The organism is Vibrio rumoiensis (assembly GCF_002218045.2).
GTDB lineage: Bacteria > Pseudomonadota > Gammaproteobacteria > Enterobacterales > Vibrionaceae > Vibrio > Vibrio rumoiensis.
In genome coordinates, this window is the sequence record NZ_AP018686.1 from 932,108 (window position 1) to 947,085 (window position 14,978).

Annotated in this window: 11 protein-coding genes; 2 read left to right on the forward strand and 9 right to left on the reverse strand. The window is 41.5% G+C overall.

Annotated elements, in window-relative coordinates; translation table 11 throughout:
• Nucleotides 1-14: 14 nt before the first annotated feature.
• Nucleotides 15-1,073: an HlyD family secretion protein gene (locus VRUMOI_RS16610; protein WP_089137751.1), complete on the reverse strand. Its 1,059-nt coding sequence runs from the start codon at nucleotides 1,071-1,073 to the stop codon at nucleotides 15-17.
• Between the two features lie 37 nt (nucleotides 1,074-1,110).
• Complete coding sequence (locus tag VRUMOI_RS16615; protein WP_089137752.1) at nucleotides 1,111-1,575, reverse strand: MarR family transcriptional regulator; 465 nt, start codon at nucleotides 1,573-1,575, stop codon at nucleotides 1,111-1,113.
• Between the two features lie 240 nt (nucleotides 1,576-1,815).
• On the opposite strand from VRUMOI_RS16615, the gene VRUMOI_RS16620 reads away from it, so the two are divergent.
• On the forward strand, nucleotides 1,816-4,173 hold the full coding sequence (locus VRUMOI_RS16620) for a membrane-bound PQQ-dependent dehydrogenase, glucose/quinate/shikimate family (protein ID WP_089137753.1): 2,358 nt from the start codon (nucleotides 1,816-1,818) through the stop codon (nucleotides 4,171-4,173).
• A gap of 203 nt (nucleotides 4,174-4,376) precedes the next feature.
• Nucleotides 4,377-6,401: a sensor domain-containing diguanylate cyclase gene (locus VRUMOI_RS16625; protein WP_089137754.1), complete on the forward strand. Its 2,025-nt coding sequence runs from the start codon at nucleotides 4,377-4,379 to the stop codon at nucleotides 6,399-6,401.
• A gap of 89 nt (nucleotides 6,402-6,490) precedes the next feature.
• Here VRUMOI_RS16625 and VRUMOI_RS16630 read toward each other — a convergent pair whose 3' ends face one another.
• From VRUMOI_RS16630 to VRUMOI_RS16660, 7 genes are all read right to left on the reverse strand, one after another.
• Nucleotides 6,491-7,501 (reverse strand): SEL1-like repeat protein, encoded by a 1,011-nt coding sequence (locus tag VRUMOI_RS16630; protein ID WP_089137755.1) that lies wholly within the window; start codon nucleotides 7,499-7,501, stop codon nucleotides 6,491-6,493.
• Nucleotides 7,485-7,769, reverse strand: a complete 285-nt coding sequence (locus VRUMOI_RS16635) for a type VI secretion system PAAR protein (protein ID WP_089137756.1) — start codon at nucleotides 7,767-7,769, stop codon at nucleotides 7,485-7,487. The genes VRUMOI_RS16630 and VRUMOI_RS16635 overlap by 17 nt, the downstream gene beginning before the upstream one ends.
• A gap of 23 nt (nucleotides 7,770-7,792) precedes the next feature.
• Complete coding sequence (locus VRUMOI_RS16640; RefSeq protein WP_231897565.1) at nucleotides 7,793-8,953, reverse strand: DUF2931 family protein; 1,161 nt, start codon at nucleotides 8,951-8,953, stop codon at nucleotides 7,793-7,795.
• Entirely contained in the window at nucleotides 8,937-11,171 is a 2,235-nt protein-coding gene (locus tag VRUMOI_RS16645; RefSeq protein WP_089137758.1) for a phospholipase effector Tle1 domain-containing protein, read from the reverse strand. The genes VRUMOI_RS16640 and VRUMOI_RS16645 overlap by 17 nt, the downstream gene beginning before the upstream one ends.
• Nucleotides 11,159-11,956: a DUF4123 domain-containing protein gene (locus VRUMOI_RS16650; RefSeq protein WP_089137759.1), complete on the reverse strand. Its 798-nt coding sequence runs from the start codon at nucleotides 11,954-11,956 to the stop codon at nucleotides 11,159-11,161. Before VRUMOI_RS16650 ends, VRUMOI_RS16645 begins: the two co-directional genes overlap by 13 nt.
• On the reverse strand, nucleotides 11,956-14,007 hold the full coding sequence (locus VRUMOI_RS16655) for a type VI secretion system Vgr family protein (protein WP_089137760.1): 2,052 nt from the start codon (nucleotides 14,005-14,007) through the stop codon (nucleotides 11,956-11,958). Before VRUMOI_RS16655 ends, VRUMOI_RS16650 begins: the two co-directional genes overlap by 1 nt.
• Nucleotides 14,008-14,157: 150 nt before the next feature.
• A complete protein-coding gene (locus VRUMOI_RS16660) occupies nucleotides 14,158-14,676 on the reverse strand; it encodes an Hcp family type VI secretion system effector (RefSeq protein ID WP_089137761.1) in 519 nt (172 codons plus the stop codon).
• Between the last annotated feature and the right edge of the window lie 302 nt (nucleotides 14,677-14,978).

A 14,978-nucleotide genomic window follows, 5' to 3' on the forward strand; every position in this document is an offset into this window, starting at 1 on the left:
ATACTAAACCACCTTTAATAAACGTAGTGTAATAAACTAATGAACTTAATCTGAACCTTAGCCAGTAAAGCAAAAAAATGATTATCGGGCAGTAATTGAACCGTCGTCCTTGCCCCTGCGGCAGCCGGGAATTCCAGCGGATTCACCAATTTTAAATGTAAACGTAAGCGTTGAGCATCTCGCACCCAGCGATCTGAAGACGTTGGTGTCGCTAACTGACCATTTGCATCAAACTGACCAGAACTTACCCCAGCATCGATACTTTCAACAATGGCATCAAATAACTGACCAGGGCGACCATCAAAAGCGACAATCGCATGATCGCCTTGCTGAGTATAAGCAATATTTTTTTCACGGAAATCCGCAATAATATCGACTTTCGGTGATACCAAAGCTAATGCTGGGCTACCCGCATTTTTGAAACTCCCTTCTTGCAAATGCAAGTTCGTGATTAAACCATCGCTTTCCGCTACTACTCGAGTATAAGATAGGTTCAACTCTGCTTGTTTCAGATGATTTTGAGCCTGACGAATACTCAAGTTGTCTTCACCGCCAAGGCCTCGAGTCACTTTTATTTTTTCCAGTTCAGCCTTTGCTGCGAGTAAATTCGCCCGTGCAGAGCGTGCATTACTGACAGCTTGATCTCGCTCTTGTTGTGATACACCGTGATTTTTCAATAAATTAACCATACGGTTCGCTTCACGGTTTCTTTGTTCACTGATGCTCTCAGACGCATGAACATTAGCTTCAGCCGCCTCTAAGGCCGCATCTAATTCTTGGTTATTTTGTTTTGCTTGCTCTAGCGATAAGCGTGCTTCGTCTACCGCTAATTGAAAAGGAGAAGAATCGATTTCAAATAGCACATCGCCTTTTTTGACCATCTGATTATTATGAACATTTACATGCTCAATACGCCCACTGACTTGAGGAGCGACTTTAACAATAGATCGCGTCGCCATAGACTCGGTGGTCACCGGCATTTTTAAATCAGCGATTAGGAAATAAATGAATATGAAGGCAAAGCCAAACATAGCAACACGCACAAGGCGTGCAAATTGTTGATCTGGTGACATAACTCTCTCTAATTTTTTAACGATAACTCTGACATTCTTACTTACGGTCTTTTAACTGCTCTAACGCATTATGGCTAATATGCTCAACAACAAATTCAAACTCTTGCAATTGCTTTTCCGAAAGCCCTGATAATACTTTTTTGCGGACATCGAAAATTCTGGTTTCCATCTGTTTCAAGATGGTTTCCCCTTCCTTGGTCAAACAGACTAAACGGGCTCGCTTATCATGTGGACAGGCTTTACGAATGATCAATTGCTGTTGCTCTAGTTGATTAAGCGTTCTCATCAATGAGGCGAGTTCTATTTCTAACCCTTCTGCGAGACACTTCTGACTAATACAATCTCCAAGTTGTCGTAACTTCCACAATGCACTCCACCTAGGATGAGTGAGGCCTAAAGGGCTTAATTCAGCATCGGCCACCATTCGCCATAAACGAGTTAAGCGGCCTAAACGCTCTGCCAAAGGTAAGTTTTGGAGATGTTGTTTATCAGAAGAATTCATAGCACCCATACCTAGTAAGATAAAAAACAACAATTTAGTTAGCAGGCTAACCATTTAAGGATTGACATTATAAATACTTAGCGTGCAAAGTAAAGAAAAGAAAACACCAAAAGACACAAATCATTAACAACCATGTAATTTTTGAGGTCAATCTTATTGACATGGGTCACATTTTGTTACATTTTGTGCTAAGTTGTATTGATATTGTGAATTTTATTTTAGTCTAGACAGGGAGTTTCCATGAAGTTTTTCTCGCTGCTGTTCATCTTGATTGGTTTATGTCTCGCGATTGGCGGGGCTTGGCTAACGTCATTAGGTGGCAGTTTTTATTATCTATTTGCCGGACTTGCATTACTTGTATCTGGTGTGTGTATTTGGAAACAAAAGCGCACCTTATCTCATTACATTTATGCACTCTTTTTATTATTTACTACCTTGTGGGCAATCTTAGAATCTGGCATTGATTGGTGGCCATTATCAACACGTATGGGTATACCATTATTACTTGCTATCCCATTATTAGTGACATTTAAAAAAGCTAACCGCCCTTCCACCCTTTCTCTTTTTGTTATTTGGGCAATCAGTAGTGTTATTACACTAGGATCTATTTTCAATACTACCCACGATATTGAAGGTAATTTATCGACTGAGATTGTAAGCTCAAATCCTGATATGGGCGGCATTAAAGATGATGCTTGGACAAGCTATGGTCGTAGTAATTATGGACAGCGGTACTCACCTCTTGATCAAATCACTACCGATAACGTTGCAGGTCTTGTACCAGCATGGCAAATACAAACAGGTGATGTAAAAGGCCCAACGGATGTTGGTGAAACCACCTATCAAGCGACCCCGTTAAAAGTCGGCAATACGCTTTATCTTTGCACTCCACATAACTGGCTTGTCGCATTAGATGCCGATACAGGTAAAAAACAATGGATTTTTGATGCGAAAGTACCAGCTGAAAGCCAGCGTCAACATCAGACTTGTCGTGGTGTTTCTTACTTACCTCCTCAAGAACCATCAGAAGAAATGGGGGCATCGGTTGTTTCAAACACACCAAATATGAGTACACAAGATCTCCCAAGCACTCAGTGTGATGCCCAACTATTCTTACCAACCTCAGATGCACGATTAATTGCTATCGACCCAAAAACAGGCGCGCGCTGTAGTAATTTTGCTAAAGATGGTGTGTTAGATCTGATGGCGAATATGCCATATAAACAAGATGGTTATTACTACTCGACCTCACCGCCTATTGTGACTAATGGTGTGGTCGTGGTTGCCGGTGCGGTCAATGATAACTATGACATCGATTCACCTTCTGGCGTTATCCGTGCATACGATGATAAAACCGGTAAGTTAGTCTGGAATTGGGATTCAGCCAATCCAGATGACACATCGCCAATTGGTGAAGGCCAAACGTATAGCGTCAGCTCACCAAACAGCTGGTCAGTAGCGAGTGCCGATGAAAAGCTAGGCTTAATTTATTTCCCAATGGGTAACCGTACTCCCGATCAACTCGGTATGTATCGCAATGCAAGCGAAGAGAAATACTCAAGCTCAGTTGTTGCTTTGGATGCCAAAACAGGACAAGCCAGATGGGTGCAACAATTTGTTCATCATGACTTATGGGATATGGATACACCTGCACAACCAAGTTTGATCGATCTCAACACCAAAGATGGTGTACAACCGGGCTTAGTGGTTCCAACCAAGCAAGGGGACGTTTATGTGCTTAACCGCGCAACGGGTGAACCGATTCAACCAATTACAGAGAAACCTGCGCCACAAGGTGCGATGAAAGGTGATTTTGCTTCGAAAACTCAACCAGTTTCAGCACTTAGCTTTAATCCACCAGCATTGACAGAATCAAACATGTGGGGCGCAACATTAATTGACCAAATGATTTGTCGTATTCAATTCAAATCATTGCGTTATGAAGGCCGTTACACGCCACCTTCAGAACAAGGCACCATTGTTTATCCAGGTAACTTTGGGGTATTCAACTGGGGCGGCATTGCCGTCGACCCTAAACGTCAAGTGATGTTTGGTATGCCTCTAAACCTAGCGTTTGTTTCTACGGTTGTAGATAAAAAAGCATCTGGATTCTCAGAAGAAGGCAGTAACACGGGTGAACATGGCGTCAACGCTAACCACGGCGCGCCATATGCAGTAGAGCTAAAACCATTCTTATCGCCACTAGGTGTTCCTTGTCAGCAACCACCATGGGGCTACGTTGCTGGAGCAAACTTAGTCACAGGCAAAACAGCATGGCAACACAAAAACGGCACAATCTATGATATGACACCACTTCCACTGCCAATTAAAATGGGCGTACCGGGAATTGGCGGACCAATTATCACCGGTGGTGGCGTCGCATTCTTAGGGGCAACGGTTGATAATTACCTACGAGCTTATGATGTCACATCCGGCCAAGAACTGTGGAAAGGTCGACTTCCTGCTGGTGGGCAAGCAACGCCAATGACTTATCTAAACAGTAAAGGTGAACAAATGGTGGTCATTGTTGCCGGTGGGCACGGCTCTATTGGCACAAAAATTGGCGATTATGTCCTAGCTTATAAATTACCTAACTGATCATTTTTATAATTAAGTTAGTAATAAGCCTCTATTAAGCAGCCTTCGGGTTGCTTAATTTTTATCTAAAACTTATGCCGTTGTTAGAAACTAAATTCACAATGGTTCAGCATACATTTCATATTCTTTTATTAATACGCTAGAACTAATCCTAAATTCAGGTACATTTGTCATGTCTCAATGATTAAAGGATGTAATCAACCGTGCTGGAAAGTTCATTTACCCTGCTTCATAAACCGCTAGATCCCAAACAAACACCTAAAAGAATTTGGCGCCGATTCGCATGGATGTGGCCGTGTTTACTTTTGATTAGCCTAACCACGAGTTACTTTGCCTACCAAGCTTATAACCATGAACTCGAAGATCACATCATCAATGATGAAAACAATTTCATTGTAACTACGACTCAATTGCTGCAAAAAGAAATTCAACAACAAATAATGATTTTGCAGATGACATCTAAATCAAAATTTATCGCTCATTATTTCACCGCAAAAACAGAAACTGAAAAAACAGCTTATCGAGATCAAATATCATCGCTATTTATTAATCTCTCCAATACTTTCCAAAGTCACGACCAAATTCGTCTGATTTCATTAGAGGGACAAGAACTCGTCAAAACGCTCTATAATTCAGACGTTGAACAAAGCATTATTTCTAATGATTTGCAAAATATCGCCAATCAACACTACTTTAAAGAAACCCAATCACTCAATCCAAATGAAGCTTACATTTCAAAAATGGAATTAAGTTTGTATAAAGGGGAAATAGAGAAACCTAATAAACCGATTTTACGCTTTGCGACTCCCGTTTTGGATGACCACGGAAGTAAAGTAGGCATATTGATGATTAACTATCTTGCCCAAGACTTTCTCAATAGCTTCAATAGTAGACAGGAAGAGAGAGTCACTAGTTACGCCATGTTGATTGATAACCAAGGTTATTGGCTCAGCCACTACAAAGATCATGCAGAATGGGGACGTGATTTAAAGCAACCAAACAATAATTTTAAGTACGACTTTCCTGATGCCTGGAAGAGCATTCATACTGAAGACTCTGGTTCTATTCAGACACATAAAGGTTTGTTTCGTTTTCAATCGATTAAACCTTTTGATACTCAAGACATTCACTTTTTCCCAGCCGTAAAAAGGCTTTCTATTACAGAACAGTCGATAGAAAATACCCATTGGAAATTAATTTTATTTATTCCAAATGCTTTAATCCACCAGTCCTCTTTTTTCCATCAGCCACTAGGCATTATTTTTATTACCTGTATTTTCTTACTCTTATCCGTATTACTGTATTTATTAATTAGCTTATATGAACAAAAACGTTATCAAAATGAATACAACAAACGAGCGGCATTAGAGCTTAAAGACCTCTATGAAAATGCTCCATGTGGTTATAATACCATCGATAAAAAAGGCTATATCAAAAGGGTGAACAATACGCTTGCCCAGTGGCTTGGTTATTCAAAAATAGATATTTTAGACCATCATTTAAGTGATTTTTTAACTGAAAATAGCAAACTCTTATTTAATAAATTACTCATTGACTTAAATACAACGTCTCAGATCGAAGGTGTCACCTTAGAACTCATCTGTAAAGATGGTAATCGCTTCCATGTATCCTTATCTGCAAGCGGCATTAAAGACCGTAATCGACTTGTGGTCGCCAGAACAACGGTGTTCAACATTTCTGAACGTGTAAAATTGGAAAAGCGCTTAGAAAAAATTGCGAATACAGACTCCCTCACTGGCGCGAAAAATCGCCGTTACTTTTTTGAGCTAGCGGAAAGCTTTTTTCCACCCAACGTGCCCAATTCTAAAATGGTCGCCGCGCTTATGTTTGATATCGATCATTTCAAAACCATCAACGATACTTATGGTCACAAAGCCGGTGATACGATATTACAAAGCTTCACTCAAGCGTTACAACAGAACATCAGTGAGGATACCCTCTTCGCACGAATAGGCGGAGAAGAGTTTGCCATTTTGTGTCACTTAGATTCACCGCAAGCAACAATAGATCAGGCTGAAAAGTTACGCCAAATCATTGAGAACCTTATCATCAAAATTAACGACCACACGAGCATCTCAATTACCGTTTCGGTCGGCTGTTGTCATCAACGAGCCGATGAAAGCGACATTGACCAGTTAATGCATCAAGCTGATACGGCTCTATATCAAGCTAAGCTAGCCGGTAGAAATCGAGTAGCGTTACATTGATAAAATAAAAGCCACTGTCCCTATCCAGTCTAGAGGTAAATCCAAACTAAATAGGGACAATGGCATTAAAGTATATCAATAATTTAAGTCTAATGAGAAAAATAACGATCCGAATAAACAAACTGCACACTATCTAGCTTAGAAGACATCAACTCTTCATGTTGCTCACGTTCTGCTTCCGTTAGTTTTTTAAATGCCCGATCATAATTGTCCTTTGCTTTATCATAGGTTGCAGCCATTCGATCTGTGCCTGCAAACTTTAGGTATAAATTTAAATACTCTAAACCTAGTCTTTTATTAATAAAGCTAGCGTAACCTTCCCCTGAATGACCTAACAAAATATTTCCCATAGAGGCAAGAGATAACAAATCACCTTGTTGTAATAATTTCACTCGCCAATCATAGGCATTTTTGTAATCGCCCTCTGCTTCATAGTTTTGGATTAACTTTCTATAAGCTGGGATGTAGCCTTGGCTTGCTGATTTAGCTAACCACTCGTTCATCTCTGCAAAACGATTCGATTGAAAGAAATAAAAACCATCCCCTTTCTGTAAGTTTTTCGCTTGCTCATACATGGCCAACGGCTGCTCTGCATTTAAAGCTTTGTCAAAATATGCTTCTGCTGTATCTTCATCACGTTCATTTTGACGATAAAACTGGTAAAGATAGAAATCCGCTTCGTCAGAGTCTGCCTTCTCTGATTCTAACAATGCATCCAAATAACGTTGCTTCCACTCAACTTGATCATCACGACTTAACAGACCTTCACGATGATAAAGTTCAAACATGGCTGGCCTATAATCACTTTGTGCCGCTTTAATTAAATATGTTTTTGCAATTGGCTTATGCCGTGAAGTTGGGTGATAAGTTAATAAACTCATTGCATACAAATATTGAGCCTTCACATTTCCCGCTTCTGCTGCATATTGCAGATAATCCCTGGCTTCCTTGTCTTTAAATTGAGCCCTTAAAAGTTCACCTTTCTCATAAGCCGCTTCAGGAGTAAGTTGATTAATATCTGGCGGTAATTGCGCCATCACACCAAAAGAATAGAGAAAAGACAATAAACCAATTACGCCAAACCTAGCCGATGTTAACACTTGAACCTCCGATAATAACGCCACCACAATCCACTGCATCGCCTACCCTTGCGGCAGGTTTTCCATCTATCATAACGGTCGAAGAACCGCCTTTTATCATCCTAGGATGAGGTGGATTTTTCGGTTTATCATGTGGCGCAAGTGGATCGCCTTGTCTTGCAACCGGGATACCATCAATCTTAACCGTTGAAGAACCAGCTGTAATTGAAGTAGGAGGAAATCCGTCATGGTCAGAGCCTAAATCACCCACTAATGCTGCTTTTGGCATAAAACTTTCCTTATTTCTGTTTTTTATTGGCACATTTCAGTCAAGTTTTGCTTCAATGTACGAATACCTTCGGGCTTAATTTTTAATTCCTTACTTACCGTTTCAACGGAATAATTGGTTAATCCCACCAAGCGACTGATCACCCAGATTTGTGAAAGATCATCATTTAAGCCTTTCTGCTTCGCTTCTTGCCACGCTTCTATAATGGCGGCATCTTCATCATTACCGGCTTGTATGACTTGTTTTAATAGTTCAGGAGCGTAGTTCCATAAAATGCGTTGCAATTCATATTGGGGTGATGCTCGATCCCACTTCACTCGCGAAGTGCGCTCTGGTTGTTTATCTTTCCAACAACGATTGGTGATGGGTTTAGGTTTTGGGATAACTGGCTCAGGTTTAGGGTTAATCAAATCACCTTGATCGTTATAATCATCAAGTGAATAAACGTGAGTAATGTCTTTTCGCCAATAGGTTTTATTAACTTTGTCCCAAGGGATAGGAAATACTTTATGGCCTAGCGTTTCCGCTTGTTTTTGAGCTCGGACAGCCACTTGTTGGCTACTTGCTAAATCACTCGCTTTAAAACCATTGTAATCTTGCTGCATGATTTTAAACGGGGCAAGCTCTCCTACGTAGATATATTCTAAACATCCAGATAACCACACTTTAACATGACCATTAGGTAACATCCCTAATGAAAAATCATTGATATAGCAAGGAATATCACTTCCTGCATATCGATAAGATTTTTTTTTCATCATCAAAGCTTTGACCTTGTTTGATAAATCAAACTTGGTGACATAAAACTTTAAGTCGTGCATCGAGGTCCAATACACATAGATTGAATCCGGCAAATGATTAGTTCCCCCTATTTGATATGGAAAGTCAATTGCTATTGGGTTTAAGGCAATACCAAAACCATCGTAATCAGAGAGCAATCCTTGGATATTAGCTAAAGATATCCTACGCAAAACGGCTGTATGATTAAACAAGAGGCTTGTCCAATCTTCTTCCTCATTCACGCCATACGCTTTACTGACATAAATGGGATAAAAGCTGGGCGCGGTTACACCAATACGCCATTTAGGCTTATCTTGGGGAACTTCTGGCACCTTAGTGAATGCGACACAAGGCAATGAGACTAAGGTTAATAACAGTAATGCTCGTTTACACTGTCGGATCATATTGTTCACGATCAAACGCTCCTTGCGAATTAATATTAGGGTGATTGGCAATACCGTCATCTGATGAGTGATGAATCAGGTTATATCGCATAAAAGCATCTAAAAACTTGCTCGAAGACAAGTAAGTCGTTAGCTCTGCAATGTTGCCTTTTTTGCTCATTTGCAATACGGCATCACACAATTTTCCAAAAGTCATTGCTGGCGAACTATCATTACCACTAATTAACTCAGGAACAATAAAGCTACTTTCTTTTTCGTTATTCCATACTACTTTATTATTTTTAAGTGAGACCTCACTCAGTGGCACTTGCATTGATTCTGCCAATCCATACATAACCCGTAAGTACAGACGAGATAAATCACCTTGCACTAACCTTTGCAAAACCAATTCTCCTGTGGTCTGATACCGATTACCTTTGCCGACTCGAGACCTAGTTGTTTTAACCGAGATGATATAGTCGTCTGCATTCCAGCCTTGTTTGACTTCTTGCCCCAGCACTTGTTGCAACGCTTGCTCAATCCTCTGTTTTGCTCTGTCATTTTCAGACCAATCATGAGTTCGTGTAATGCGCTTGATACGTTTACGTTCAATCAAAGGTAATAAATATTCCTTTTGATCAAACGCGTATTGCGAGTAATAACCGCCACCCACATCGGAATGGGCGCCATACACTATAATTTCATGAAAATTATCGGCGGAATTAAGCTTATTCGAACTAAAATTATAGCGGTATTCGGTTTTTGGAGAGGCGGTTAAATGCACAGCGTGGCGCACTCGCTTCGGGTCGAGCCATAAACGGATATTACCGTTGTCTTGATTGTGTGGGGTAAAGTCTAATTCACTGAAATCGGCGATCGCTGCTACCGTATCAAACAGCCCCGCAAAGGTGACCTCGCAATGCTCATTGCTTGCCCAATCAAAGCCCGCTTGTAACGCTAACTCATTTTGCTGACAAGCGGCAACAAATTGAGGCACAAATTCGCCTTGTTCTCCATCAAGTGTCACATTAATAAAATGACGAGCAGCGGCGGCTCCTCGGCTAAAACCAAACACATCCAATTCAACCTTACCGATGCCATCCATAGGAATAGATATTAGATTCCTCATTGAAGTAGCAATTGAATCAAAATGTTCGCTTAAGTTTTGAATACTTGTTGTTACCTTCGCTTCCACACCGTATTCGCCTAGCCCTAAGGCTTGACCTTTTAGCGATTCATCCGCTTTGGCTATCTCGGTGCTGTTACCTGTACCAATGCCTGTGATGTATTCCGGATGATAAAATACTGTTTTATCTGAATTAAACTCATCACGCATATACCGCTCATACAGTTTTTGAATATTGGTCAATTCATTGGCGGCGCTACTTTCGACTTTTTGATCATCTTGCCAAAACCAATAAAAGTCTTCTTGATTGGGGTAACTATAGCTACTTGATTGCCATTCTTTTACTGGCTTATTACCTTCTGAATTAAGTAATTGCTGCCATTTTGAATAATAACCTTCCAGTTGTTGCTTACCCCATTGTGCGCTGTAAGTATTGTTAGCTGTGCCATCAAAAAACAAACCAAAACGCAGTGTAATATAATTAAAGCCATGCACTCTTAATAAATAACTTTGATCAACTATTAAGCTTTCTGTATCAGCTTTTTTCGCTTGATGACGATCCGACAAATCTTGGGCTTGTTCTGCCGTCAGAAAATCCCCGCTGGTAACATTAATTAATTTTCTTGGTTTCTGCTGATATCCCACCGGATTGTTTGCTAACCAATCTTGAATAGGGTCCGTTTCTGCATTGCTATTTAAGATAATTTCATCGCCCACAACGATAAGATCTGGGTTGGATTGGTATTGCGGATTTAGTGTTAACAAGGCATCTAAAGTCATACCATATTGAGAGGCGATTTTTGACAACGAATCCCCACTTTGCACAGTGTAAGACGTGCTATCGCTTGCCTTCATAACAAACGGAGTACGCTGTTGAGATTCCCGTAGCCAAGTATCTGCCTCAAGCTCGATATTAAAACGGCCAGCACTTAAACCGGTGATAAAAACGCTCGAACCATTTAAAGTAATCGGGTGTTGAGTTCCTTCAGAGTCAATCAAATGGCCGGAAACATTATTGAAAGGCTGATTGTGTTCATCAACAATATAGAGCTCTGCCCAATGTGTCCTTTTTTCACAAGCAACACAATGTGAGTTAACTTCTAGCATTCCCATAACGCCATTTCCTTTTCTATTTCTTTTAGTAATTGCACATCATTGTCATCAAGAAAAAGAGCTTGAGAGAGTTCCCAATAATCCACACCCGTTTGCTGAGCAAATGCCACGAGCACCGCTTGCTCTGCTTTATCGACTGACGCTCCATTATCAATGGCCTGTTGCAATATTTTTTGCAATGTTAAAGAAGGAGATTCAAATTGATTTATCTGTTCAGGCATTCGTTCCCATAAACGACGTTCAATCGCTCTCGCATGGGCCTCAACCTTATATAAAGGCTCTAAATGATGCGGCTTTATTTTCCACCATGTTGCTTTAATCAGTTGAAACGGTAGTTGGCTATGATTGCGATAAATTTTCAACTCTTGTTCTTGCATAATGGCAATGTGTTGACCATTACCTAAAAAAGCGTTGATTTCATCTTGAGTGAATGTTGCAAACATCGGCGCTAAAACATTAGGATCATAAAATCGAAACAGGACCTCTTCACCATCGAGAGCGGCATAAAGCATGCTTCTTAAATGCTTGATAACATCCCAAATATCGCTATCGCTAACGAACACGATTCCGTTATCAAAGGTCTCTTGAGCCACATGATTCAACGACTCTTGTGCCGGAATCAGCCAAGGTGAAAATGGCATCACCTCTTTAAATTGTTCACCGTGGAACAAAGGGATGACATCATTAAATCCTAACTGATGATTCTCTTTGATCGCCTGTTGATGCACATCGGCACTGGCTAACCAATAGGCCTGCTTTTGCTTAAAAAACCAAGAGGCTAGCATTAGTTATTACCTTCCAACGGACACGGTTTAACAGCAGTGACATTAGCCAGTTCAGCTGTTTTTAACGATTGCAGTGAAACTGGTGGCGGCGCTTGTCGTGGAGCAACCGGTTCTACTCCTTTCGGTAACATTGGTGCGGAAGCGCTGTATGTTGATGCGGAGCCGGCACTACCACCTGAGTTTAGATTGACTCCCGGCCCGACGAGGTGAACACCGGCAGCATCAACTTTAACAAAACTGCCTCCGACTTTAAAGGTCACTTCCGAGCCAGCTTCAACCACCAGTTTGCCCCCACTGGTTAAGCTGATTTCTTTACCTGCTTCCATCACGTGAGTTGAACCTATTTTTTGCTGTATAGAGCCACTCACCTCTTGTGATGAATTCCCTTTCACTTGGATCGCGCTTTCACCTTCAACCGTTAAATTGTGGTTGTTTTTGATTTGGGTGAATTGGTCATTTTCAACCGTTAAATGCTGGTCGTGGTTGATGTCGGTAATCGCATCGTTTTGCACTTCCGCTTTAAAATCTTTTTGGGCGTGTAGATACACTTGCTCGCGATCTGCCTGATCTTCAAAGCTGATTTCATTAAAGCCTTCACCTTGATGAGTTTCACTGCGCCACACCGTTTTGGTTTTGTTATCTGGCAAGGTGTATGGCGGTATATTTTGCGCGTTAAAAGCACGTCCGGTGACGATAGGCTGGTCTGGGTCGCCATTTAAAAATGAGACAATCACTTCATGACCAATGCGCGGAATAGCAATCATGCCATATTGACTGCCCGCCCAACCTTGAGAGACTTGTACCCAGCAAGAGCTGTGTTCATCGCCATTAGAATATCTATCCCACGGAAAATGCAGCCTGACACGGCCATATTCATCACAGAAGATTTCTTCACCGTCTGGGCCAACCACATAAGCGGTCATCGGGCCGTCGACTTGTGGTTTGGTCATCTGCGGCATGCGCCAAGTTTTATCGGCTGGGATGGCTTCAAATTGGTTGGCGTAAGTCGTAGGTTTACTGCCTGCGGACTCTTCGAGCGCTTGCGGTTGGTCACCTTGATGCGTGCTGGCAATAATTAGCCATGATTGATTAAAGCTATCGTCGCTATGCTCTTGCATATCAAACTTCGCGCCCGTTTGTAGCTGTGGCTCATTACTGGTGCCTTTGGCGGTGTGAGCTTCGCGACGCAAACTGTCTAAACGTAGTTGATTGAACGCTTTGCCTGTCGCATCCTCTTTAAAGCGCCCTGGGAAATCAAAGTGCTGATAAGTATCACGTTGATAATCCATGTCACTGCCCACCGCTTGCTGGGCAAAAGTGTACTGCGGCTTTTTGAAGCTGCTGTCACCGCTGTGCGCTTCACTGACTTCAAACTGGGTGGTTTTGGTGAAAGTGTTGATGTACGGCGTTGAGCTAATGCCACTCGCCATTGCGTTGTAAGGAATGGGCGCATCGAGTGAGCTAATCAATTGACTATCATCGGTAAACAATACGGTGTGTTTGCCTTTTGATTGCTCAATGTGATAGACCATGCCTTCTTCGGCGGCGAGACGATTAATAAACTCAAGGTCAGTTTCACGATATTGCATGCAAAACTCACGCAGCTTAGGCGTGCGGGTTAAAGCAAAAGCAAAATCTTGAATGTCCATTTCTTTCAACAAGGTGGCAATGATGTCGGGGGCCGAAATGGATTGGAAAATACGGCTGTTATGACGCAGTGATAAACGTTCGATTTCAGGGACTAGAGTCAAGGAATAAAAGGTATGGTGATGGCCGGTTTCACCAACCGAAAAAGCGCGCACAATCCCATTGATGCGTTGCACCACTTCGCCATCGCGATGCATAACAAGTTCGGCGTTTTTATCCACCACATCCAATGCAGTAATATCTGGGCGGCGGCTGGCAAGTTGAAGGCGATAGTGAAAGCCGTGGCACCACGAGCCATCGGCTTGTTGCACCGATGAAAAGTTATCTTGCCCTTGATAGCTTGTTACTACTAAAGATTCGTCACTGATACCATCGACGTGAATAGTAAATTGTAGCGCTGCCATGCCCTATCCTTTTATTATTTAACGCTTTACCTGTTTGCTTTTTACGCGAGTGAGCAGTCCAATCACACCCAAAGCAAACAGGTAAATATTGAGACTAAAATAACCAGAAAAAGCTTGGCAGAAATCCGCCAAGCTCGATTATCCAAACAATTACGCTTCGATAGGTTTACGCCAGTCATCACCACCTGAGGTACCGGCATTGTTGTGGTCCCAAGTGATTTTGCGGTAAGACATCGCTACCGTGATGTTTTGTGTAAAGTCTTTCATTGATGGGTCTTGGCAATGTGGCATTTCACATTGGATATCAATGATGGTCGCGCCTTCTAATTTCGTAGTGAAGAAGTTTTCTTGCTTACCTTCAATTGAAGTGCGGTACCATTTCAATTCAACTTCATCCAGTTTTTCACCAGAAGTCAGTGAGTTGTACATCAGTGGTACCGCTTTATTCAGCGCTACGGTGAATTTGAATGGTTTGTGAACACGTTGACCTGAAGGTTGGCCTGATTGCGGGTCAGTTGGAATGGTGACGGTGTGGTCAACATGTTGAACCAGCATTTGGTCTTCATGGCCTTCAACGTAAGAGTCACCGATAGAATCCGCAGTACATGCGCCTGCAGTGATGTTGCCTTGAGTCGCGCCTTTGATAGATAAGTAACATGGAGTTGGCATTGTATTGTCCTTATGAGATTGAGTTAAATGATGAAGGTCATCCTTCACACCCACCCTACCTAGCAACTTTTATGCCAAACAAAAAACACATATAATTCAATGTATTAAAAATTTAAAAATGAAATAACCAGGCAAAAAGTTGCCTACTATTCAGCAACTTTTTGCCTGATTTATGTTTTTCTCACCCCACCGATTAGCGCTATTGTTCATTCATATCCTTCCAACATATCCTTCCAATATTTCACCGTGTGTCTATTTGCTAAATGCATGGACTATTTTGCTACAAATTTTCTACGTGACTT

Excerpts from the sequence above, each read along its gene's own strand:
- VRUMOI_RS16610 (WP_089137751.1), bottom strand. The coding sequence starts at position 1,073 with ATGTCACCAGATCAACAATTTGCACGCCTTGTGCGTGTTGCTATGTTT.
- VRUMOI_RS16615 (WP_089137752.1), bottom strand. The coding sequence starts at position 1,575 with ATGAATTCTTCTGATAAACAACATCTCCAAAACTTACCTTTGGCAGAG.
- VRUMOI_RS16620 (WP_089137753.1), top strand. The coding sequence starts at position 1,816 with ATGAAGTTTTTCTCGCTGCTGTTCATCTTGATTGGTTTATGTCTCGCG.
- VRUMOI_RS16635 (WP_089137756.1), bottom strand. The coding sequence starts at position 7,769 with ATGCCAAAAGCAGCATTAGTGGGTGATTTAGGCTCTGACCATGACGGA.
- VRUMOI_RS16640 (WP_231897565.1), bottom strand. The coding sequence starts at position 8,953 with ATGATCCGACAGTGTAAACGAGCATTACTGTTATTAACCTTAGTCTCA.
- VRUMOI_RS16645 (WP_089137758.1), bottom strand. The coding sequence starts at position 11,171 with ATGGGAATGCTAGAAGTTAACTCACATTGTGTTGCTTGTGAAAAAAGG.
- VRUMOI_RS16650 (WP_089137759.1), bottom strand. The coding sequence starts at position 11,956 with ATGCTAGCCTCTTGGTTTTTTAAGCAAAAGCAGGCCTATTGGTTAGCC.
- VRUMOI_RS16655 (WP_089137760.1), bottom strand. The coding sequence starts at position 14,007 with ATGGCAGCGCTACAATTTACTATTCACGTCGATGGTATCAGTGACGAA.
- VRUMOI_RS16660 (WP_089137761.1), bottom strand. The coding sequence starts at position 14,676 with ATGCCAACTCCATGTTACTTATCTATCAAAGGCGCGACTCAAGGCAAC.